This window comes from Micromonospora sp. NPDC049081, from assembly GCF_040648835.1.
In the GTDB taxonomy this organism is placed as follows: Bacteria; Actinomycetota; Actinomycetes; order Mycobacteriales; family Micromonosporaceae; genus Micromonospora; species Micromonospora antibiotica.
Genome location: NZ_JBEZEK010000009.1, coordinates 127,712 through 149,693, shown reverse-complemented (window position 1 = coordinate 149,693; position 21,982 = coordinate 127,712). Strand labels below are relative to the sequence as shown.

Genomic DNA, 21,982 nt, shown 5'->3' with positions numbered 1-21,982 from the left:
GCCCCCCATGATCAACTCAAGATCGGCAAAGTAGCGGTGACAGACCCGCCCGGACCCCGCAACATCGCTCCCGTGGCGAGGGACGGCGAAGGGCGTCCCGGCCTCGGCCGGGACGCCCTTCGGGTCGGGTCAGCCCAGGATGCCGGTGCCGCGCACGGTCAACGGTTGGCCGCCGGCCCTCGCCGTCGGGTTCGCGGTGCCCGGGTAGAGGTGGAAGCGGCCCACCACGTCCGCGACGACGTCGACGTTCCCGGTGAGGTTGTGCACCTGGAACGCGTCCTGCGGACCGATCCCGCCCAGCACGGCGTTGGATACGGTCTGCCCGGCGGCCGGGTTCAGGTTGCTCACCCCTGGCCTGGCCAGGTCGGCGTCCGCCGGCCAGACGGTGAGCACGGTGGCCTTCGTGGGCGCCACGGCGGTCACGTTCATCACCAGCACCTCGGTGGCCGGGGTGACCACCGTCGACGGCGCGGTGATCTTGCGGGTCTCATCAGCGCCGAGTGCGCCGCTGGTGCCCAGCCCGGTGCGGCTGTCCGCGATCCGGATCGGGCTCAGCGGGGTGAAACGCAGCCCGTTGGCCAGCGAGCCGTCGTCGATCACCCCGACGAGGTCCACCACCAGGTTGGTCGTCTGGGAGGTGTAGATGGAGAAAGTCGGCACCGCGTACGGGGGGTGGCAGGTGGTGCACCGGCCGGTCTTCACGAACGCCAGGTTGGGCACCACGGCACCGGCCTGGTAGTTGACGGTGGAGAAGGTCGGCGGGCGCCCCGGCGCCGAGGCGCTGAGGAAGCCCGACTTCGCCGGTTGGACCGCCGTGACGTTCAGGACCAGCCCCTTGACCCGCGGGCTGTCCGGGCCGAGGTCGACGAAGCTGTCGATGCGCGAGGTCGCCGGCAGGGCGTTGGGGCGGGTGTCGATGAGCCGGGTCGGTGCCACGGGCAGGTAGTTCCCGCCCCAGCCGAGGTTGGCCCGTACCTCGTCGCTGGCCGCGTAGAAGCCGACTACGTCCACCACCACGTGGGTGCTGCCACTTCGGTTGTAGATGTTGATCGTGCCGTTCGTGCCGAGTTTCACCGTCACGTTGTTCGACCCGGTCCAGCCGGCCGGGAAGTTGATCGACGAGGTGGCGGTGTTCGACTCGTTGGGCGGGTACAGGCTGAGGTAGCCGGCGGCGGTCGGGTTCACCACCGTCACGTTGAACACCACCGACCCCACGCCGCTCTCCGGCACCCCACCGCGCCCGGCGATCAGCAACTCGGCCGCTTCCTGGGAGCCGATCGCCCCCCGGCCCTCCCGGGTGTCCAGCAGCCGCTGCGGCTCCAACGGGTAGAACATGCCGATTGCGGTGTCGTAGGCGGTGAACTTCAGCGGCACCACCCGCTTTCCGTAGGCGCTGTTGTCGAGCACCTCTAGGTTGGCGGTGTGCTGACCCGGACGCCGCACCACCGGGACGACGACGATTCGGCAGATGCCCGTCTGGTAGGTCCTCCCCGAGCACATGTTCCCCTGGATCTGGAAGGACGAGGCGTCGGCACCGGTGATCCGGGCGATGTCGAAGCGACTCTCCTCGGTGCCCTTGATCTCGAAGGCCACCGCAGCCGACAGGACCTTGCCCTCGATGGCGAGTCGCCCGAAGTCGACAGTCGCTGGCGAGGAGACCACCCCCAGATAGCCGAGACCCGAGTTCCAGCGCAGCTCACCGGTGACGGCACCGCTGGTCGCGGCACAGTGGAACTCGTACGCCCCGGCAAACGAGACCACCGCCCCCGCGTCGTAGACCACGTCCCGCACGGTCAACGAGCCGTAGCTGTCGCCACCGTTGCAGCCGTTCGCACCGGACGCCATGTCCAGACCGGCGCGGGTGGCGCCGGCCGTGCCGGTGGTCTGGTATGTGCGCCCGGCGGTGAACACCTGCCCGACCGGCGGCAACGCCCACACCGAGATGGTCGTGCCGCCGGTCAGCCGCACCCCCATGCGCACCCCGCCGGTGCCGTAGACGGTCCCGTCGACTGTGGCATTGCTGGCGTCGTACACCCCGGATTGCTGGACCGGTCGGCCGTTGGCGTCACCGACGTCGACGGTCACCACCGTGTACGGCGCGGTGGGCGCGGCGAGCGCCGACCCGGGTATCGCCGTGGCAACGCAGACCCCGGCGACGAACACGCCGAGTAGACCGACTCTTTTCATGAATACCCCCGTGGCGGATGAAGAGTGGCACTAGGAAGTGTGCGCCGACCAACCGCTGCCGGTCACGGTCGGTTTGCCGACCCGACGCGCGCCGGCCGCCGTGCCCGGGTACACCTGGAAGGTGCCGACCACGTCGGCCACCAGGTTGGTGCTGCCCGACAGGTTGCTCACGTGGAACGCGTCCTGGGGGCCGAGCACCCCCAGCACCCCGTTGGAGACGACCTGACCCGGTGCGGGGTTCAGGTTGCTCGCCGTCGGCTTCGGCCTACCGGTGTCGGCGGGCCAGACCGTGACGACGGTGTTGGCGGTGGGGGCGACCGCGGTGACGTTCATCGCCAGCACCTGGGTCGCGTCGGTCAGCATCGCGGCCGGCGCGGTGACCCGCCCCGTCGCGTTCGGCCCCAGCGCCGCCGGCAGGCCCTGCCCGATCCGGCTGTCCACGATCCGGGTCGGGCTCATCGGGGTGAACCGCATGCCGTCGACCTCGGTGCCGTCGTCGACCACCCCGACGAGATCCACCACGATGTGGGTGGTCGCCGAGGTGTAGAGCCGGTACCGCGCCGCACCGGTGGCCCCGTTGCAACTGCCCGAGGGGCACGGCATCGTCTTCACGTACGCCAGGTTCGGCACCACCTTGCCCGCCGCGTAGTTGACGGTGGACGCGTTGGGCCTGGCCCCCTCGCCCGACCAGGTGGTCAGGAAGCCCGCCCGCTGCGGGCTCACCGCCGTGATGTTGAGGATCAACCCCTGCACCTTGGGGTTGTAGTCGTGGAAGTCGATCCAGGCGTTGAACTCGCCCCCGGCGGGGATCACCCCCCAGGTGCGGGTGTCCATGATCCGGTACGGCTCGTACCACTGCACCTGGCCGCCCATGCCGCGCTCGGTCATGACACTTTCGTCCCCGGCGTAGAAGCCGATCACGTCGATCACCACGTCGGTCTCACCGTTGCGGTTGTAGACCGACACGCTGCCGCCGGTGCCGAGCTTGACCGTGGCGTTGTTGGAACCCAGCCACCCCTTGGCGAAGTTGATCGTGGAGGCGGTCGGCAGCGCCTCCCCGCCTGGAAAGACGGTGACGAAGCCGTTCGCCGTGGGACCGCTGACGGTCACGTTCAGCACCGCCGCGCCGATGCCGGTCGCCGGCAGCCCGCTGCGACCGGCGACCTGAAGGTCGATCTTCCGACCCGCGCCGATCTTCCCCTTCGGCGTGCCGTTACCGGTACGCGTGTCCAGGATCCGGGTCGGCGTCGCCATCGGGTAGTAGGTGCCGACCACACTGGGGAGCGCCGACACCTCGACCGGGGTGCGGACCGTTGACGGCGCGGCGAGCGCCGACGCCGGTATCGCAGTGGCCGCGCAGACCCCGGCGACGAACACGCCGAGTAGACCGCGAATTCTGTTCATGATCGCCCCGTGGTGAGAGAAGGAGACGGCCGGGGACGGGCACGGTCCGAGGACCGGTGCCCGTCCCCGGATCGGATCAGCGTCGGGTGGGCGGAAGCGAGCCCGCGCCCACCACCGTCGGCCGCGCGGAGGTGCGGGCGGCACCAGACCCGACGTGGCTGTCGGTGCCGGAGTACCGGTAGAACGTGCCCACCACGTCGGCCACCAGGTGGACGTTGCCCGAGAGGTTGTGCACGTTGAACGCCTGGTTCGGCCCCAACTGACCGAACACGGCGTTGGAGACGGTCTGCCCCGCCCCCGGGTTGAGGTTGCTCGCGTTCGGCCTGGGCCGGGTCGTGTCGGCAGGCCAGACGGTGACCACCGTGCTCTTGGTGGGCGTCACCGCGGTCACGTTCATCGCCACCACCTCGGTGGTGTCGGTGAGCATGGCCGACGGCGGGGTCACCTTCCGGACCGAGCCCGGACCGAGCACCCCGGGGATGCCCAGCCCGCTACGGCTGTCGACGATCCGGGTGGGGCTGCGCGGGGTGAACCGGAGGCCGTCCACCACCGTCGCGTCGTCGATCACACCCACCAGGTCGACCACGACGTGCGAGGTCGCCGAAGTGTAGATCTCGTACGACGGCGCCCCGTAGGAGTCACCGGTGCAGAAGTCGGCGTAGCAGGGGCTGGCTTCCACGATCGCCAGGTTCGGCACCACCTTGCCGGCCGCGTAGTTGACGGTCGACGTCGACGGCACGTCCCAGCCGCCCTTCCAGGCGGTCAGGTAGCCGTTCTTCTTCGGCGAGACGGCGGTGATGTTGAGAACGTAGGCCCGGACGTGGGAGCGGAACTCCGGGACGAAGTTGACCCAGCCGGTGATGGACCAGCCACCCGGCAGGGCGCCACCGCCCGAGCGGGTGTCGAGGATCCGGACCGGGTTGAACCACTGGTACTGGCCGCCCATGCCCTGGTTGGCCAGTGCCGCGTCGCTGCCCGCGTACCAGCCGACCACGTCGACCACGGCGTCGGTGGCACCGGCGTGGTTGTAGATCGACACCTTGCCACCCGAGCCGAGCTTGACGGTGACGTTGTTGGAACCCAGCCAGGACTTCGGGAAGTTGATCGAGGAGGCGGTCGGGCGTCCTTCGCCGGCCGGGTAGACGGTCAGGAAGCTGCCCGCCGTCGGGTTGGCCACGGTCACGTTCAACACCACCGAACCGACACCGCTGGACGGCACCCCGCCACGGCCGGTGATCTGGAGGTCGACCTTCTGCCCGGCACCCAGCTTGCCCTTGCGGACGCCCAGCCCGCTGCGGGTGTCCATCACCCGCGACGGGCCGACGGCATAGTAGGTGCCCACGGCGGTGTCGACCGCGGTGAACTTCAGCCGCACCAGCCGCTTGCCGTAGGGGCTGTCGTCGGCCAGCACCAGGTTGGCGGCGAAGGAACCCGCCCGCCGGGCGGTGGCAGCGACCGTCATCGTGCAGCTCGCCCCCGGGTCGAGGGTCCGACCGGTGCAGTCGTTGCCGGTGATCTGGAACGACGCGGGATCGGTACCGGCCAGCGTCGCGCCGCCCAGGGTCACCGGCAGGCTGCCCGCCGAGCGGTAGGTGACCTTACGCGTCTGGGTCGGGCTCTCGACCTTGAGTTCACCGAAGTCCACCGGCGCGGGAGAGGACAGCAGGGCCGCGTACTCGACGTCGGAGTTCCACCGGATCTCACCGGTGGCGTCGCCCCGGTTGTCGCAGTTGTAGGAGTATGAGGCGGCCAGACCGGTCAATTCCTGGGTTTCCGGGTCGAAGGCGGCCGACCGCACGGTGAGGCTGCCGGTCGGACTTCCGCAGCCCCAGTCGGACGAGATGTCCAACCTCGCGTTGTCCGCGTCTCCGAACCTCGTCGTGGGGTACGTCCGGCCAGCGACGAACTGCTCGCCCGTCGGGGCCTTGAACAGGAGAGAGAGCCGGGGGTCCTGCGGACCGTCCCGGAAGTACATCCACGTGCTGCCGTCGGTCTGCGGTTGCACCGACACGGTGAACCCGTCAGCGGAGAAGACCCTCGACTCGACCGCAGGGGACGAGGTCTCCCCGATGTCGATCGTGACGAGCGTGTACGGCGCGGTGGGCGCGGCCAGCGCCATCCCCGGCAGTACGGCCAGCGCACAGGCCCCGGCAATGCTCATGCCGAGTAGAGCGCGAAAAATGCGCATGAATACCCCGTGAAGAAGGAAGAGTGATTGTGGACCACACACTATGGGCGGTGATCACGAGCGGCAAGGCCGTATCGACGGAATGCCAAGAAAGGGCATTGCGCCCTTACCGGATCGACTACCGGCACCGTGTCCGAAGCCCGTTCGCCCTGCATGGCAGGCGTCCGCCATTCATCGTCGGAAAACGCGAGAGCGCCCCGACCGGGTGGTCGGGGCGCTCTGCGGGTGACGACTGACGGTCAGCCGTCGGGGTGGCTGTCGGTCAGCTCCGGTTCGCGGCCGGAACCGCGCTCGGCTTGGCCTTGCCGCCCTTCAGCGACGTGGCCGACTTGGCCGTGGACGCCGGCGGGTAGTAGAACGTGCCCACCACGTCGGCGACCAGGTGCGTGCTGCCGGACAGGTTGTTGACGTTGAACGCGTACTCCGGGCCGATGATGCCGAGCACGCCGTTGGAGACGACCTGGCCCGCGTACGGGTTCAGGTTGCTGGTGGCGGGCTTTTCGACGCTGTCGAGGTCGGCCGGCCAGGTGGTGATGACCGTGTTCTTGGTCGGGGTGACGGCGGTGACGTTCATCGCCAGCACCTCGGTGTCGGGCGTGACCAGCGCACCCGGGGCGGTGACCTTACGGGTGCCGTTGGCCGGGATGGCCCCGGAGATACCCAGGTTGGAACGGCTGTCCACGATCCGGGTCGGGCTCAGCGGCGCGAACCGCATGCCGTACGGGGACTCACCGTCGTCGACCACACCGACCAGGTCGACCAGGACGTGCGCCGCCTGCGAGGTGTAGATGTGGAACTTCGGCGCACCCACGGTGCACCAACCGTTCAGCTCGCTGCCGGTGCAGGGGGTGGTCTGCACGAAGGTCAGGTTGGGCACGTTCGTGCCGGCGAGGTAGTTCACCGTCGAGGCGGTCGGCCGGGCGCCCTTGCCGGACCACGCGGTGAGGAAGCCGGACTTGGCCGGCGACACCGCGGTGACGTTGAAGACGAACGACTTGACGTGCGGGTTGTAGTCGTCGCCGAAGTTGAGCGAGTATTCCAGCACCTGACCCGCCGGGGGCTTGCCCTCCGGGTCGTCACGGCTGTCCCACATGCGCTCCGGCAGGTACCACTCGTACTGGCCGCCGGCGCGGTTGGTGAGGCTGTTGTCGCCCGCGTAGAAGCCGACCACGTCGACGATCACGTCGGTGGAGCCGCTGTTGTTGTAGACCGAGACCTTGCCACCGGAGCCGAGCTTCACGGTGACGTTGTTGGAGCCCAGCCAGCCCTTGGCGAAGTTCACCGAGGAGGCGGTGGGCCGGTTCTCACCCGTCGGGTAGGCGGTGAGGAAGCTGGCGGCGCTGGGACCGGTGACGGTCACGTTCAGCACGACCGCGCCGACGCCGCTGGCCGGTACGCCACCACGGCCGGCGACCTGGAGGTCGACCTTCTTGCCGGCACCGATCTTGCCGATCGGGGCACCCGTGCCGTTACGGGTGTCCAGCAGGCGGGCCGGGGCGACCGGGTAGTAGGCACCGGTCACGTCGTCGAGGGCCGCCGCCTTCTGCAGCGGTGCGGAGACGGGAGCCGCGGAGGCCGTACCCGGCACCACGGCCAGTGCACATGCTCCGGCGAGAGTGACGCCGAGGATAGTGCGAATTTTGCGCATAGAGACCCCGTGTTCGAAGAGGAAAGGATTGGCCGCCCCAGCGTAGGGGCCCGGGTCAATGCCGGCAAGGCCGATACAGATGACCGCCCGGTGACGTTCCGGTGAGGACGAATCACACGAAATGCCACCGGCATCCTCGACCCGCCGCTGTCGTCCACAGGGTGGCCGCCTTGTCCACAGGTTGTCCACACCCCCCGGTGGACGACACTTGACATTCGGGCCGGGCCCGCGAGACTGCCCGGGTGACCGCCCACCACGATCCCGAACCGACACCCCGGGACCCCGGGCCACCGGCCGCCCGGCCGACCGGGCGGGTACGGATCGTGCTGGCCGGCGTCTCCCGCCGGGACACCCGGGCCGACCACACCCGCACCGAACTGGCCCAACAGACCCGGGTCGGTGAGGCGCTGGTGCGGGGCCTGGTCCGGGCGCAACTCACCCTCGCCCTGCGACTGAGCCTGCTGGTGCTGGTCGGGCTGGGCGGGCTGCCCTGGCTGTTCGCCATCGCACCCCCGGTCGGCCGGGTCACCGTGCTCGGGGTCAACCTGCCCTGGCTGCTGCTCGGGGTGGTCTCCTTCCCGTTCCTCATCGCCGTCGGCTGGGCGTACGTGTGGCTCGCCGAACGCAACGAACAGGACTTCGTCGACCTCGTCCAGCGGCCGGAACGCTGAGATGGGCAACGGGTACGTCGTCCCGGCGATCGTCGCGGTCACCCTGGTCACCGTCGGCATCGGCTTCTACGGCCTGCGCCTGGCCCGGACCACCTCCGACTTCCTGGTGGCGTCCCGGACGGTCAGTCCGACCTGGAACGCCGCCGCGATCGGCGGGGAGTACCTGTCGGCGGCGAGCTTCCTCGGCATCGCCGGGCTGATCCTCAAGTACGGCGTCGACGTGCTCTGGTACCCGGTCGGTTTCGCCGCCGGCTACCTGGCGCTGCTGCTCTTCGTCGCCGCGCCGCTGCGCCGCTCCGGGGCGTTCACCCTGCCCGACTTCTGCGAGCTGCGGCTCGGCTCCCGCCGGCTGCGCACCCTGGCCACCGTGTTCGTCATCTTCATCGGCTGGCTCTATTTGGTGCCGCAGTTGCAGGGCGCCGGGCTCACCCTGGCCACGGTGGCCGGCTCGCCCTACCCGGTGGGGGCGCTGCTGGTCGCAGTGGTGGTCACCACCAACGTGGCGTTCGGCGGGATGCGGGCGATCACCTTCGTGCAGGCCTTCCAGTACTGGCTGAAGCTGACCGCGCTCGCCGTACCCGCGATCTTCCTGGCCCTGCAGTGGCAGGCCGACGCCCGCCCGGCGGTGACCCCGCCCGACGGGCCGGCGTTCCGCACCGCGACCACCGTCGTGGTCGAGCACCGCGCGGCCCTCACCTTCCCCGACGGCACCATCCGTGAGGTACGCCCCGGCGACCAGCTGAGCTTCGCCGCCGGTGACCCGGTGCCCGAGGTGTCCGGGGCGGCCACCGGTGCCGCCGACTGGCTGCTGCCCAGCGCCGCCGGGGACGACGACCGGGGCCTGTTCGCCACCTACTCGCTGATCCTGGCGACCTTCCTCGGCACCATGGGACTGCCGCACGTGCTGGTGCGCTTCTACACCAACCCCGACGGCGCGTCGGCCCGGCGGACCACCCTGGTGGTGCTGGCCATGGTCGGCGTCTTCTATCTGCTGCCCACCCTCTACGGCGTGCTCGGCCGGATCTACACCCCGCAACTGCTGGTCAGCGGGCAGACCGACGCGGTGGTGGTGCTGCTTCCCGAGGCGGCGCTCGGCAGCGGCGTCACCGGGCGGCTGCTTGCCGCCCTGGTCGCCGCCGGGGCGTTCGCCGCCTTCCTGTCCACCTCGTCCGGGCTGCTCACCAGCGTCGCCGGGGTGATCTCCACCGACGTGCTGGGACGCGGCTCGGTACGCGGTTTCCGGCTGGCCACGGTGATCGCCGGCGGGGTGCCGGCGGTGCTCGCGCTGAACGTCTCCGGGCTGGACGTCTCCCAGGTGGTCGGGCTGGCCTTCGCGGTCGCCGCGTCCAGCTTCTGCCCGCTGCTGGTGCTCGGCATCTGGTGGCGCGGCCTGACCGACCTCGGCGCGGCGGCCGGGGTGCTGGTCGGCGGCGGGGCGGCGATCGGCGCGGTGCTGGTCACTGTGCTCGGGCCGCCCCTGACCGGCTGGCCGGCCACCCTCACCACCCAACCGGCCGCCTGGACGGTGCCGCTCGCCTTCACCGTGATGATCGCCGTGTCGATGGCGACGCGCCGCCGCACCCCGGTCGACGTCGGGGCCACCATGCTCCGCCTGCACACGCCTGAGTCACTGCGCTCCTGACCGGTTCGTCCCGGTCGTCCGGGGCCATGCCAGGATCAACGGGGCGGTCACGGCACGTCTCGGATCCTTCACCATGCGCGACCGTCCGTCTCGGGGATGAGTCGGGATCGTCCCCCGGCGGGAGCAGCCACTCGCCCGGCCCGGATACGGTCGACACATGACTGGTGAACACCCTGCGCTGGCACTCCGTGGCCTGGCCAAGCAGTTCGACGGCAAGGTGGCGGTCGCCGGGGTGGACCTGGCCGTCCCCGCCGGCTCGTTCTACGGCCTCCTCGGCCCCAACGGTGCCGGCAAGACCACCACCCTGTCGATGGCCGTCGGACTGCTCCGACCCGACCACGGCAACGCGTGGGTGCTCGGGCACGACGTCTGGGGTGACCCGGTCGAGGCGAAACGGCTGCTCGGCGTCATGCCCGACGGCGTCCGGCTGTTCGACCGGCTCACCGGCGCGGAGCTGCTGGCGTACCACGGGCTGCTGCGCGGCATGGACCCGGCGGTGGTCGACCAGCGGGCGGCGGAGCTGCTCGACGTGCTGGCCCTCACCGACGCCGGCCGGACCCTGGTCGTCGACTACTCCGCCGGCATGAAGAAGAAGATCGGCCTGGCCTGCGCGCTGCTGCACGGCCCCCGGCTGCTGGTGCTCGACGAGCCGTTCGAGGCGGTCGACCCGGTGTCGGCGGCGCTGATCCGCGACATCCTGCACCGGTACGTGGTCGGCGGCGGGACCGTCGTCTTCTCCAGCCACGTCATGGAGGTCGTCGAACGGCTCTGCTCGCACGTGGCGATCCTCGCCGACGGCACCATCAAGCGGGTCGGCACCCTGGCCGAGGTGCGTGGCGAACGTTCCCTGGAGGACGTCTTCGTCGAGGTCGTCGGCGGCCGGACCGCGACCGGTGAGGAGCTGGCGTGGCTGTCCCGGTGAGCACACCCGCCGAGCGGGTCCGCCCGGTCTCCCCGCGCCACTTCGTCCGGCTCAAGCTGCGGGTGATGGGCAACAACTTCCGGGGCCAGGGCTGGCGGATCGCGCTGTTCGTGGTCGGGGTGCTGGTCGGGCTCTGGTTCGCGGCCGGCGGTTTCCTGATGTTCGCCGCGCCCGGCTTCGCCGACGAACCCCGCTACGCGGTGATGGCGGCGGCGTTCGGTGGCGGGGTGCTCGTCCTCGGCTGGCTGCTGCTGCCGCTGGTCTTCTTCGGTGTCGACGAGACCCTCGACCCGGCCCGGTTCGCCCTGCTGCCGCTGTCCCGCCGCACCCTGGTCACCGGCCTGTTCGCGGCGGCGCTGATCAGCGTGCCGGTGTTCGCGGTGCTGGTCGCGGTCGCCGGGCTGGTGGTCAGCGCCGCGCTGCTCGGCGGCGCGGCGGCCGGTGTCGTCGCCGCCGTCGGCGTGGTCGCCGGGGTGCTGCTCTGCGTCGCCGCCAGCCGCGCGGTGACCAGCGCGTTCGCCACCATGCTGCGGTCCCGCCGGGTCCGTGACCTGGCCGCCGTGCTGCTCGCCGTGGTCGCCGCGCTGCTCGGCCCGTTGCAGCTCGTGGTGCTGGCCGCCGTACGCACCGCCGACTGGGACCGGCTCGTCGGGGTGGCCCGGATCGTCGGCTGGACCCCGTTCGGCGCACCCTGGACGATCGGCCTGGACGTGGCCGAGGGCCGGGCCTGGGCGGTACCCGTCAAGCTGCTCATCACCGCGGTCACCATCGGGGCGCTGCTGCTCTGGTGGTCCCGGTCGCTGGAGTCGGCGATGGTCGGCGCGGCGAGCGCCGCCCCGACCAAGACCCGCCAGGCACCGACCGGCGGCGCCATCGCCCAACTCTTCCCCCGCGCGGTCGGCTGGGCCCGCCGGGACCGGTTCGGCGCGCTGGTGGCCCGCGAGTGCCGCTACTGGTGGCGCGACGCCCGACGACGGGCCAACCTGATCACCATCGCCGTGGTCGGGATCTTCGTCCCGGTGATGGTCAACCTCGGTGGCGCGGGCTTCGCCGTCGGCCAGGAGGGCTTCGAATCCACCGGGGACCCGTCGCCGGTGCTGCTCAGCATCTCGATGATCTTCGTCGGCGTGCTCGCCTCGGTGACCCTGGCCAACCAGTTCGGCTTCGACGGCAGCGCCTACGCGGCGAACGTCGTGGCCGGGGTCCCGGGTCGGCTGGAGCTACGCGCCCGGATGACCGCCTTCTCCGTGTACGTGCTGCCGATGCTCGGTCTCGTCTCCCTGATCATCAGCGGGGTGCTCGGCCGGCCGGAATGGTTCGGGGTGGCGGCGGGCGCACTGCTCGCCTCGTACGGGGTGGGATTGGCGATCAACGGGTTCATCTCGGTGCTCGGGGCGTACTCGCTGCCGGAGACGAGCAACCCGTTCGCGATGAACGGCGGTTCCGGGGTCGCCAAGAGCATGCTCACCCTGCTGTCCATGGTCGGCTCGGCGGCTGCCGCCGTACCGATGGTGGTGGCCGCCGGGCTGCTCGGCGACGTCTGGCTCTGGCTGGCCCTGCCGGTCGGCGCGGCGTACGGGGTGGGGGCGGCGCTACTCGGGGCGTACCTGGCCGGGGACGTGCTGGACCGCCGGATGCCGGAGTTGCTGTCGACCGTCACCCCCCGCCGCTGATGCCGGTCGTCGAGGCGGTCACCACCGTCGCGGTCCCGCCGGAGGTGGCGTTCGCGGTGTCGCAGACCGTCGCGCCGGTGCGCTACCGGTGGGACCCGTTCGTCCGCGAGCAACACTTCGTCGACGGTGCCACCCGCCCCGGCAAAGGCGTGCGCACCTTCACCCGGTCCCGGCACGGCCTCGTGATGATCAGCGAGTACGTCTCCTTCGCCCCGCCGACGAACGTGGGGATGAAGATGGTGCGCGGCCCGTGGTTCTTCGAGATGTTCGCCGGTGGCTGGCGGTTCGCCCCGGCACCCGAGCCGGGCCACACGGTCGCCACCTGGCGGTACAGCTTCCGCTGTCGGCCGGCGTTCCTGCGCCCGGTCGCCGACCGGGTCGGCGTCTGGCTGCTCACCCGGGACATCCGCCGCCGGATCGCGGGTTACGCGGCCGGCTGCGCCGACCCGCAGGTGCTGGCCGCCGCCCGTGCCGCCCTGCCCGACGGGCCGGGCGGCACACCCCGGGAGGCGGACCTCACCCCTCGGGGTGCTGACTCCGCCCCTCGGGATGCAACGGTCGACGACGCGGGACCACCCGCCGGTAGCTGATCCGCCAGCCGGTCGCCGGCCGCCGCGCACCGGCCGTCCCTGCCGGGGGCCGCGTCTCGACCCGACGGACCACGTCCTCGTAGACCACGGTGCCCACCGGGCCGTCGACCGGCACGCCGAGCCCCTTCGAGCGGACCCGGACCGTGCCGTCGGCGTCCTCGCTGACCACGACGTTGGTCACGTGGTGGCCGAGCGGGTTGCCGTCGCCCAGGGTCCGTGCCGCCTCGGCGAACGCCGCGTACCCCCGCAGTACGCCGAACCCGTAGGCGGTCACGTCGTAGGCGAAGTCGTCGGTGAACAGCTCGGACAACCGGTCGAACGCCCCATCGTCCATCAGGTGGCCGTGCAGCGCGACGAGTTCGTGGATCGCCAGCCGGTCATCGGCGCTCAGCGGCACGCCCGTCGTCCCTCCGGCCCGGCGGCGGTTCCCGTCGAGGTGACGAAGGAACGCCAGGTGTCGGGGGTGAAGTGGAGGGTCGGGCCACAGCGGTCCTTGCTGTCCCGGACCAGCACCACCCCGGGCAGATTGTCCGCCACCTCGACACAGTTGCCCCCCGAGTCGGTGGAGCGGATCGGGGTGCGCCAGCAAGGCTCCGTGTTGGTCATGTCGTCACCTTCAGCTTTCGGATCAGATCCAACGAGGCGCCTGTGGACAGTGCTTCGCCGAGCAGGCTATCCCACTTGCGCTCAAGCAGGCCGTTCATCTCGGGGTCGTCCATGACATGCCCCCGAGCGGCATTCTCCAGGTAGAGCGCCCGCTCACCATCCGGCAACTCGGCAAGGACAAACCCGCCACCAAGCCCGACGTGCTCTCCCACTTCCAACGGGATGACATGCACTCGAAGAAACGACAGCTCCGCCATCTCCAGCAGATGGCCAAGCTGCGCGTCCAGCACCGCCGGCCCGCCGATCGGCCGACGCAGGCCAGCTTCGTCCATCAGAAAGACGCACTGGGGTGGCTCATCTCGGTGGAACAACCGTTGACGTTCCATCCGCACCTCGACCAACTCATCAACCAGGGCGGGTGAATTCAGTCCGCCCGCTGAGATGACTGCCCGTGCATATCTCTCGGTTTGCAGCAGGCCGGGCACCAGACACGCCTCGAAAGCACGCAGCCGCGTTGCCTGCTGCTCGTATCCCCGCCATGCCGCGAACCAGGAGGGTCCATGCTCCCGGTCCGCAGTCTTCAACAGTTCGGCGAGGAGGCCGCCGGTGCCGAGGGCCTCGTCGGCCGCGACGGCGAACTCCATGGTCGGGCGGCGGCGACCGGTCTCGATCGCGGCGATCAACGACGGGCTCCACTTGACCAGGCCAGCCAGGGCCTCCTGGGACACCCCGGCACCGGCCCTGGCTGCCTTCAACGCGCGGACCCACATCTCGAAGTTCATCACTCACCTATCTGGTAAGTACGCGAACGCGCTCCGTAGTAACCGCTGGCATCCTCCCCTGCTGCGGCTGCCGAGTCCAGGGTGGAGGGCACGCGGCCCGGCCGGTGGAGGCGTCGTCCCGGCGACCGGTCCTGCGCGGGTCGCCCCGGCCGTCTCCTCCGGTCGGGGCGACCCCTGACCCCGCGAAGGAGCCCCGTGTCGTACCCGCGTGGCCGGTCCACCCGGTCGAGACCACCCACCCCGTCCGGCCCCGCCCGCCGTCTGCGGCACACGAGCGGCGGCGGCTGCTCGTACCCTCGGATGGCGCTGCCGACCGGGGCAGCCCGGATCCTGCGGGACGACCGTCCCCACCGGGGCAGCGATGCTCCGGGATCCTTCCTGGCGGAGCCGGGATGCCGGCGCGGCGTGGGGCAGATCCGGTGGTGAGGCGGTTCGTGCCGCACGTGCCGATGCGACCGCTGTGGCGCTGCCGGGCCTGCGGCGCACCATGGCCCTGCCAGCCGGCCCGGCTCGCGTTGCTGGTCGAGTACCGGGGGGAGCGGACCGGACTGCTGGTCTACCTGGGTGCGCTGATGGTCGAGGCCGGCGACCAGCTCGGCCAGCTCAACGGTCACGCACGGCCGGCCGACCTGCACGAACGCTTTCTCGGCTGGGCGCGCGCCCGCTCGGCGGGGAGGCCCGATGGTCGCCTACGGGTGAGCGGCGCCGAACCGGCGTGTCGTGATCGCCCCCGCGCAGACGACCATGGAAATGCGGCCGTCTCTCGCCCCGACCTGGCAACGCGGGACGGGGCGGGGGCCACAATGTTTCACGTGAATCCAGAACCGGGTGCCGAGATCCACCACACCGACCCGTTCGCGGTGCCGACCGGGCAACGCTCGCCGGCCCGTCGGCTGCGGGGACGGCTCGCCGCCCCGGTGACGCTCTGGACCGCACCCGGCCCGGCCGGGCTGACCGTGTCGTCCACCCTGGTCGCCGAGGGGGAACCGGACCGGCTGCTCGGCCTGATCGACCCCGAGGCCGACCTGTGGCCGGCGATCGAGGAGGCCGGCCGGTTCGCGGTGGCCCCACTCGGGCCGTCCCACCGGCAGCTCGCCGACCGGTTCGCCGGGCTCTTCCCCTCTCCGGGCGGCCTGTTCGCCACCGACACGTGGACCGACACGCCCTACGGGCCGGTGCCCGCCGACGCCGGCAGCTGGGCCGGCTGCCGCCTGGACACCGCCCGGGAGTACGGATGGGCGCTGCTCGTCGAGGCCACCGTCGAAACGGTCGAGATCCTGACCGACACCCCGCCCCTCCTGCACCACCGGGGCCGCTACCACCACCTTCCCTGACCCGACCCCGACCCGAGCTGGCCCGAGCCGAGCCGCCCGGGCGGGCGGGGGTGGCGTCGCCATGTGTCCTGGGCGGTCGGATACCGCTGTATCGGCCCACAGGAGTGGATCACGGCTGGGCCGGGCCGGGACGGGCCGCGACGGGGACGGCGCGGGCCGGTGAGCGGGGTGACGTGGGTCACTGGGCGCAGGTGGGGGACCGTTCGGCGCAGGGGACTGCCGGGATCGATCTGCGCCTTTTCTCGCAGGCAGGCCGGTCTCTACGGTGCGCGAAACTCCCGATGCCTGTGAAGGTGGTGATCCACAGATGTCCACGGACACACCCACGCCCGCCCCGGCCGAGTCGGCGGCGGAGCGTTATCTGGCCGTACAACGGTCGGACGAGTTCGTCGGGTTGCGCCGCGCGCTGCGCAGCTTCGTCTTCCCGATGACCGTCGCGTTCTTCCTGTGGTACGCGCTCTACGTGATCCTCTCCGCCTACGCGCGGGACTTCATGGGCACGAAGCTCTTCGGCAGCAACATCAACGTGGCGCTGATCTTCGGGCTGCTCCAGTTCGTCTCGACGTTCCTCATCGCCTGGCTCTACTCGCGGTACGCCGACCGCAAGCTCGACCCGACCGCCGACCGCATCCGCGCCGAGATCGGGGAGGTGACCCATGAACACGGTCCTCGCGGTTGAGGCGGGTGGCGGCACCGCCCGCAACCTGACCATCACGCTGTTCCTGGTCTTCGTGGCGGTGACCCTGGCCATCACGATCTGGGCCAGCCGGCAGACCAAGACGGCCACCGACTTCTACGCCGGCGGCCGGTCGTTCTCCGGCTTCCAGAACGGCATGGCGATCGGCGGCGACTACATGTCGGCCGCGTCGTTCCTCGGCATCGCCGGCATCATCGCGCTGTACGGCTACGACGGCTTCCTCTACTCGATCGGCTTCCTGGTCGCCTGGCTGGTGGCGTTGCTGCTGGTGGCGGAGCTGCTGCGCAACTCGGGTCGTTACACGATGGCCGACGTGCTGGCGTTCCGGATGCGGCAGCGGCCGGTGCGTACGGCGGCGGCGGTCTCCACCATCACGGTGTCGATCTTCTATCTGCTGGCCCAGATGGTCGGGGCGGGCGCCCTGGTCGCGCTGCTGCTGGGGATCAAGCCGGGCACCACGTTCCTCGGCATGGACGCCGACACCGCCAAGATCGCCACCATCATCATGGTCGGCGCCCTGATGATCATCTACGTGACCGTGGGTGGCATGAAGGGCACCACCTACGTCCAGATCGTCAAGGCGTTCCTGCTGATGACCGGCGCGCTGGTGATGACCGTGCTGGTGCTGGCCAAGTACAACTTCAACCTGTCGGCGCTGCTCGGTGACGCCGCCGCCACGTCGGGCAAGGGCAGCGCGTTCCTCGAACCCGGGCTCCGCTACGGCGTCGAGGTGGCCGGCAACTCGACCCAGACCTTCTACAACAAGATGGATCTGCTGTCGCTGGGCATCGCCCTGGTGCTCGGCACCGCCGGCCTGCCGCACATCCTGATCCGCTTCTACACGGTGCCGACCGCCAAGGCGGCCCGCAAGAGCGTGCTCTGGGCGATCGGCATCATCGGCACCTTCTATCTGTTGACGCTGGCGCTGGGCTTCGGCGCGGCGGCACTGGTCGGCGGCAAGGCGATCGTCGCGCAGGACAAGGCCGGCAACACGGCCGCGCCGCAGCTCGCCGAGGAGTTGGGCAAGACCTTCCTCGGCGGCAACCTGGGCGGGGCGACCCTGTTGGCGATCATCGCGGCGGTCGCGTTCGCCACCATCCTGGCGGTGGTCGCCGGCCTGACCCTGGCCTCGTCGTCCAGCCTGGCGCACGACTTCTACGCCAACGTGATCAAGAAGGGACAGACCTCCGAACGCCAGGAGGTCCGGGTGGCCCGGATCTCCGCCCTGGTCATCGGCGCGGTCTCGATCGCCCTGTCGATCTACGCGCAGAGCCTCAACGTGGCCTTCCTGGTGGCGTTGGCGTTCGCGGTGGCCGCCTCGGGCAACCTGCCGGCGATCCTCTACAGCCTGTTCTGGAAGCGGTTCAACACCTCGGGCGCGGTCTGGGCGATCTACGGCGGCCTGATCTCGGCCGTGTTCCTGGTGTTCTTCTCGCCGGTCGTCTCCGGTGCACCGACCTCGATGTTCCCGGAGCACGACTGGCAGTGGTTCCCGCTGTCCAACCCGGGCCTGCTGTCCATCCCGTTCGGGTTCCTCTGCGGCTGGATCGGCACGGTCATCTCCAAGGAGCACGACGAGGACAAGTACGCCGAGTTGGAGGTGCGTGCCCTCACCGGCGCGGGTGCGCACTGAGCAACCGGCACCACGAGGCCCCCGCCGCGAGCGATCGCGGCGGGGGCCTCCGCCGTCGCCCGGGGCCCGCCGACCCCGACGGTCGCGTCGTGGCAGGCCCCGGGGCAGAGACGGGCAGGGTACGGGGCACGGGCGTCACCCAGGTCGAAATGACCTGCGGCGGTCGCGCTGAGTAGGCTGACCGCCATGAAGGTTGCCCAGCGGTTCGGTAGCGGTCACCGCGTCCTCGTCACCGGCGGTGCCGGGTTCGTCCCGTCGCACCTGGTGGACGCCCTGATCGAGCGCGGGTGCACGGTCGTCGCGCTGGACAACTTCGTCACCGGCTCCAAGGACAACGTCGCGCACCTCGCGGAGCACCCACGGTTCACCCTGGTCGAGGCGGACATCTCCGAGGGCCTGCCCAGCCACCACCCGGCCCTGGCCCAGCGGTTCGACGCGATCCTGCACATGGCCTCCCCGGCCAGCCCGACGGACTTCGCGAAGCTGCCGGTGGAGATCCTCCGGGTCGGCTCGGTGGGCACCCTGCACCTGCTCGACCGCGCGGTCGCCGACGACGCCCGGTTCCTGATGGCCTCCACCTCCGAGGCGTACGGGGACCCGAAGGAGCACCCGCAGCGGGAGACCTACTGGGGCAACGTCAACCCGATCGGGGTGCGCAGCGTCTACGACGAGGCGAAGCGGTTCTCCGAGGCGGCCACGATGGCGTACCACCGCAGTCGGGGGCTGGACGCGGCGATCGTCCGGATCTTCAACACGTACGGCCCACGGATGCGGCCGGACGACGGCCGGGCCATCCCGACGTTCATCTCCCAAGCGTTGCGTGGCGAGCCGATCACCGTGCACGGCACGGGTGAGCAGACCCGGTCGATCTGTTACGTCGACGATCTGGTGCGCGGCATCCTGCTGCTGCTCGACTCGACGCAGACCGGCCCGATCAACTGCGGCACCGAACACGAGCTGACCATGCGGCAACTCGCCGAGACGATCGCGTCACTCTCCGGCAGTACGTCACAGGTGACCTACGTCACTCGCAGCTCGGACGATCCGGAGATGCGCCGCCCCGACCTGACCCTCGCCCGGGACCTGCTGGGATACCAGCCGCAGGTGTCGCCCGACGAGGGCCTGCGACGCACGATCGACCATTTCCGCAGCCGGCTAGGGTAGCTCCCCCACGCCACGCGGGGCGCTCAGGAGGCTTCACATTCAGCGAACGCTCGACCCGCCTACGTACGCTGAAACGCATGTCAGCGACCTCGTCAGCCGGCGCCTCGCTCCCGTACCTGCACCGCAGCGCGGGCCGTGCCTCGGTGCCCGGCTCCGACCGGGGCGCCACCGGGCGCACCCGCCAGTCCGACGCGCAGTGGTACCCCTCGCACCAGGAGAGTCAGCCCCGGTCGGGCGGGCCGGGTGGCCCCGGCACACCCTCGGGGCCGGGCGGGCCGGGGAACTACGGCCGGCGTGGGCCGCGCCCGCGCTGGGGGCGGATGGCCCTGGTGGCCGGCGTGACGGTGCTGGTGGTGGCGCTGCTCGGCGGGATCGGGGCCTGGTTCTACACCCGCAACCTCAACGAGGACCTGGCCCGCACCGATCCGTTCTCGGAGATCACCGGTGGCCGGCCGGCGAAGGCGGTCGACGGGGCGCTCAACATCCTGCTGGTCGGCACCGACTCGCGGGACCCGGACGCGGCGGTCGACAAGCCGGGCGAGTGGCGGGCGGACACGCTGATCGTCATGCACATCCCGGCCGACCACAAGTCGGCCTACCTGGTCTCCGTCCCGCGTGACCTGTACGTGCCGATCCCCGAGAGCGCGGGCGCGGCCTGCGACTCCGGTCAGCGTGCCAAGATCAACGCTGCCTTCGCCTTCGGCGGCCTGCCGCTGGCGGTACGCACCGTGGAGTGCTTCACCGACGTCCGGATCGACAACGTGATGGCGATCGACTTCGGCGGCTTCAAGGAGGTCACCGACGCGCTCGGCGGGGTCGACCTGAAGGTGGAGCGGAGCATCACCTCGATCCACAAGCCGTACCGGAAGTTCACCAAGGGCACCATGCACATGGACGGCGCGACGGCGCTGGACTGGATCCGCCAGCGCAAGCAGTTCCCCCAGGGCGACTTCGCCCGGATGCGCCACCAGCAGGAGTTCCTGCGGGCGCTGATGGACAAGGCGGCCAGCACGGGCACGCTGACCAACCCCAAGAAGCTGAACGCGTTCCTCCAGTCGGTGACCGCCGCGGTGACCGTCGACAACGACTTCTCCCTCGGCGACATGGCGATCCAGTTCCGCAACCTGCGCGGGGAGAACCTGACCTTCCTCACCAGCCCGAACACCGGCAGCGACACCATCAACGGCGAGTCGGTGGTGGTGTCGGACCGGGAGAAGGCGCTGGCGATGTACAAGGCGATGTCCGCCGACACGATGGCGGACTGGGTGGCCGCCGACCAGAAGGCGGACACGCCGGGCAACGGGAACTGAGCCGGCCCGGCATCTGGGGTCGGCCCGGCCCCGGATGTCGGGCAGATTTCGACGAGCGTCATCAGAGGTCTTTACCGAAGGCTTGATCATCAAAAGCCAACAGCCGTCCGGTCTCATCGATTCATCCGTTCGGACAAATCGCGGAGGAAAAGGTCGGGTTGTCTGGGATTTGTGCGTGTGACGACCTCGCCTTGACGGGAAGCGGTACGTAAAGTGGTCCCGCCCCCCGATCACGCGAGCTGGAGCATGCATGCCGGTTCAGACCAGCCCCCGCCCTTCGTCGCTGAACGCCGACCCCTACCGGGCGTCGGCCGCCGTCCCGTCACCGGGCGGTCGCGGCGGTAGGCCGTCCGGCACGGCCCGCAAGCGCACCCGGCGCAAGGACCCCCTCTGGGCGCGGCTGACCGTCATCTTCGGCGCGGTGCTGATGGTGACCAGCGGCATCGCGATCGTCGGCAGCAAGGCGCTGATCAGCCAGGCCACCGGCAACATCGCCCAGCGCAACCTGCTCGGCGGGGCGGGGAAGACCGAGGCGGAGGGCGGCGCCAACCTGGACGGCCCGATCGACATGCTGCTGCTCGGCGTGGACGCCCGGGAGCGCTGGGCCGCCGACGACGTCCGGTCGGACAGCATCATCGTGCTGCACATCCCGGCCAGCCACGACCAGGCGTACCTGATCTCGATCCCCCGCGACACCGAGGCACAGATCCCCGCGTTCAAGAAGAGCGGGTTCAAGGGCGGCACCGACAAGATCAACGCGGCGTTCCAGGCCGGCGCGCGCAACGGCGGCGGCTGGGAGGGCGGCGCCCAACTGATGGCCCAGACCATCAAGAACATGACCGGGGTCAGCTTCGACGGGGCCGCGATCATCAACTTCGGTGGCTTCAAGAACGTCATCGACACCCTCGGCACGGTGCGCATCTGCGTCAGCCACGAGGTGAAGTCGCACCACATGATGATGGTCGACGGCAAGCAGATGTGGAACGCCGACGCCAAGAAGACCGGCCGGCCGATGACCCCGGTGGTCTACAAGAAGGGCTGCCGGGAGATGAACGGCCTCCAGGCGCTCGACTACTCGCGGCAGCGCTACGGCCTGCCCAACAGCGACTACGACCGCCAGCAGAACCAGCAGCAGCTGATCAAGGCGATGGCCCGCAAGGCCACCGACAAGGGCATGATGACCAACCCGGTCAAGGTCAACCAGCTGATCAAGGCGGCCGGCAAGGCGTTCATCCTGGACACCGGCGGGGTGCCGGTCGCCGACCTGGTCTTCACCATGCGCGGGGTCACCGCCAACGAGTTGACCATGCTGCGCACCAACGGTGGCACGTTCAACGGCAACGCCAACAACCGTGAGGCACTCAGCCAGCAGACGCTGGACATGTTCCAGGCGATCAAGGAAGACAAGCTGGCCGAGTTCGTCTACGCCAACCCGAGCGTGCTGTCCACCCGGAAGTGACCCGCCGGTAGTCCCGGCGAACCGGCCCGGGGACCCGTGGTCCCACCGTAGCCTGACGTGAGAAACACTCAC

General features: G+C 70.4%; 17 protein-coding genes and 1 pseudogene. 11 read left to right on the top strand and 7 right to left on the bottom strand.

Features of this window, described 5'->3' with window-relative positions:
- Positions 1-129 precede the first annotated feature (129 nt).
- The 4 genes from AB0B63_RS16000 to AB0B63_RS15985 form a co-directional block, all read right to left on the bottom strand.
- Positions 130-2,187, bottom strand: a complete 2,058-nt coding sequence (locus tag AB0B63_RS16000; RefSeq protein WP_357018958.1) for a hypothetical protein — start codon at positions 2,185-2,187, stop codon at positions 130-132.
- 30 nt (positions 2,188-2,217) lie between these two features.
- Positions 2,218-3,591: a hypothetical protein gene (locus AB0B63_RS15995; protein WP_357018955.1), complete on the bottom strand. Its 1,374-nt coding sequence runs from the start codon at positions 3,589-3,591 to the stop codon at positions 2,218-2,220.
- A 76-nt stretch (positions 3,592-3,667) separates the two neighbouring features.
- Entirely contained in the window at positions 3,668-5,752 is a 2,085-nt protein-coding gene (locus AB0B63_RS15990) for a choice-of-anchor D domain-containing protein (protein ID WP_357018952.1), read from the bottom strand.
- Positions 5,753-6,041: 289 nt separating this feature from the next.
- On the bottom strand, positions 6,042-7,367 hold the full coding sequence (locus AB0B63_RS15985; protein ID WP_357018949.1) for a hypothetical protein: 1,326 nt from the start codon (positions 7,365-7,367) through the stop codon (positions 6,042-6,044).
- Between the two features lie 380 nt (positions 7,368-7,747).
- Here AB0B63_RS15985 and AB0B63_RS15980 point away from each other — a divergent pair, with 380 nt between their 5' ends.
- The 5 genes from AB0B63_RS15980 (at position 7,748) to AB0B63_RS15960 (ending at position 12,925) form a co-directional block, all read left to right on the top strand.
- Positions 7,748-8,098: a hypothetical protein gene (locus AB0B63_RS15980; RefSeq protein ID WP_208565788.1), complete on the top strand. Its 351-nt coding sequence runs from the start codon at positions 7,748-7,750 to the stop codon at positions 8,096-8,098.
- Position 8,099: 1 nt separating this feature from the next.
- Positions 8,100-9,740, top strand: coding sequence for a cation acetate symporter (locus AB0B63_RS15975; protein ID WP_357018946.1), 1,641 nt, complete (start codon positions 8,100-8,102; stop codon positions 9,738-9,740).
- A 157-nt stretch (positions 9,741-9,897) separates the two neighbouring features.
- Positions 9,898-10,662: an ABC transporter ATP-binding protein gene (locus AB0B63_RS15970; RefSeq protein WP_208565085.1), complete on the top strand. Its 765-nt coding sequence runs from the start codon at positions 9,898-9,900 to the stop codon at positions 10,660-10,662.
- Positions 10,647-12,335, top strand: a complete 1,689-nt coding sequence (locus AB0B63_RS15965) for an ABC transporter permease (protein ID WP_357018942.1) — start codon at positions 10,647-10,649, stop codon at positions 12,333-12,335. The genes AB0B63_RS15970 and AB0B63_RS15965 overlap by 16 nt, the downstream gene beginning before the upstream one ends.
- A complete protein-coding gene (locus tag AB0B63_RS15960) occupies positions 12,335-12,925 on the top strand; it encodes an SRPBCC family protein (protein WP_357018940.1) in 591 nt (196 codons plus the stop codon). The genes AB0B63_RS15965 and AB0B63_RS15960 overlap by 1 nt, the downstream gene beginning before the upstream one ends.
- On the opposite strand, the gene AB0B63_RS15955 is transcribed toward AB0B63_RS15960, so the two are convergent.
- Genes AB0B63_RS15955 through AB0B63_RS15945 form a run of 3 tightly spaced genes read right to left on the bottom strand, consistent with a single transcriptional unit; the run spans position 12,852 to position 14,313 of the window.
- A complete protein-coding gene (locus AB0B63_RS15955) occupies positions 12,852-13,322 on the bottom strand; it encodes a nuclear transport factor 2 family protein (RefSeq protein WP_357018937.1) in 471 nt (156 codons plus the stop codon). The two genes, AB0B63_RS15960 and AB0B63_RS15955, sit on opposite strands and share 74 nt — an antisense overlap.
- Positions 13,313-13,531: a DUF397 domain-containing protein gene (locus tag AB0B63_RS15950; protein ID WP_357018934.1), complete on the bottom strand. Its 219-nt coding sequence runs from the start codon at positions 13,529-13,531 to the stop codon at positions 13,313-13,315. The genes AB0B63_RS15955 and AB0B63_RS15950 overlap by 10 nt, the downstream gene beginning before the upstream one ends.
- Entirely contained in the window at positions 13,528-14,313 is a 786-nt protein-coding gene (locus AB0B63_RS15945; RefSeq protein ID WP_357018931.1) for a helix-turn-helix transcriptional regulator, read from the bottom strand. The genes AB0B63_RS15950 and AB0B63_RS15945 overlap by 4 nt, the downstream gene beginning before the upstream one ends.
- 803 nt (positions 14,314-15,116) lie before the next feature.
- On the opposite strand from AB0B63_RS15945, the pseudogene AB0B63_RS15940 reads away from it, so the two are divergent.
- The 6 genes and pseudogenes from AB0B63_RS15940 to AB0B63_RS15915 all read left to right on the top strand — a co-directional run.
- Positions 15,117-15,647 (top strand): annotated as a pseudogene (locus tag AB0B63_RS15940) (flavin reductase family protein); the annotation flags it as partial.
- Between the two features lie 307 nt (positions 15,648-15,954).
- Positions 15,955-16,326: a DUF485 domain-containing protein gene (locus AB0B63_RS15935; RefSeq protein ID WP_208565091.1), complete on the top strand. Its 372-nt coding sequence runs from the start codon at positions 15,955-15,957 to the stop codon at positions 16,324-16,326.
- Positions 16,304-17,977, top strand: coding sequence for a cation acetate symporter (locus tag AB0B63_RS15930; protein ID WP_208565092.1), 1,674 nt, complete (start codon positions 16,304-16,306; stop codon positions 17,975-17,977). The genes AB0B63_RS15935 and AB0B63_RS15930 overlap by 23 nt, the downstream gene beginning before the upstream one ends.
- A 186-nt stretch (positions 17,978-18,163) precedes the next feature.
- Complete coding sequence (locus tag AB0B63_RS15925) at positions 18,164-19,141, top strand: NAD-dependent epimerase/dehydratase family protein (RefSeq protein WP_208565093.1); 978 nt, start codon at positions 18,164-18,166, stop codon at positions 19,139-19,141.
- A 77-nt stretch (positions 19,142-19,218) separates the two neighbouring features.
- Positions 19,219-20,451, top strand: a complete 1,233-nt coding sequence (locus AB0B63_RS15920; RefSeq protein WP_357018926.1) for an LCP family protein — start codon at positions 19,219-19,221, stop codon at positions 20,449-20,451.
- Between the two features lie 250 nt (positions 20,452-20,701).
- Entirely contained in the window at positions 20,702-21,910 is a 1,209-nt protein-coding gene (locus tag AB0B63_RS15915) for an LCP family protein (RefSeq protein WP_208565095.1), read from the top strand.
- Positions 21,911-21,982: the final 72 nt, after the last annotated feature.

Bases quoted from the DNA above. Each gene is read 5' to 3' on its own strand.
- AB0B63_RS16000 (WP_357018958.1), bottom strand. From the start codon at position 2,187: ATGAAAAGAGTCGGTCTACTCGGCGTGTTCGTCGCCGGGGTCTGCGTT.
- AB0B63_RS15995 (WP_357018955.1), bottom strand. From the start codon at position 3,591: ATGAACAGAATTCGCGGTCTACTCGGCGTGTTCGTCGCCGGGGTCTGC.
- AB0B63_RS15990 (WP_357018952.1), bottom strand. From the start codon at position 5,752: ATGAGCATTGCCGGGGCCTGTGCGCTGGCCGTACTGCCGGGGATGGCG.
- AB0B63_RS15975 (WP_357018946.1), top strand. From the start codon at position 8,100: ATGGGCAACGGGTACGTCGTCCCGGCGATCGTCGCGGTCACCCTGGTC.
- AB0B63_RS15970 (WP_208565085.1), top strand. From the start codon at position 9,898: ATGACTGGTGAACACCCTGCGCTGGCACTCCGTGGCCTGGCCAAGCAG.
- AB0B63_RS15960 (WP_357018940.1), top strand. From the start codon at position 12,335: ATGCCGGTCGTCGAGGCGGTCACCACCGTCGCGGTCCCGCCGGAGGTG.
- AB0B63_RS15950 (WP_357018934.1), bottom strand. From the start codon at position 13,531: ATGACCAACACGGAGCCTTGCTGGCGCACCCCGATCCGCTCCACCGAC.
- AB0B63_RS15945 (WP_357018931.1), bottom strand. From the start codon at position 14,313: ATGAACTTCGAGATGTGGGTCCGCGCGTTGAAGGCAGCCAGGGCCGGT.
- AB0B63_RS15935 (WP_208565091.1), top strand. From the start codon at position 15,955: ATGTCCACGGACACACCCACGCCCGCCCCGGCCGAGTCGGCGGCGGAG.
- AB0B63_RS15930 (WP_208565092.1), top strand. From the start codon at position 16,304: ATGAACACGGTCCTCGCGGTTGAGGCGGGTGGCGGCACCGCCCGCAAC.
- AB0B63_RS15925 (WP_208565093.1), top strand. From the start codon at position 18,164: ATGAAGGTTGCCCAGCGGTTCGGTAGCGGTCACCGCGTCCTCGTCACC.
- AB0B63_RS15920 (WP_357018926.1), top strand. From the start codon at position 19,219: ATGTCAGCGACCTCGTCAGCCGGCGCCTCGCTCCCGTACCTGCACCGC.
- AB0B63_RS15915 (WP_208565095.1), top strand. From the start codon at position 20,702: ATGCCGGTTCAGACCAGCCCCCGCCCTTCGTCGCTGAACGCCGACCCC.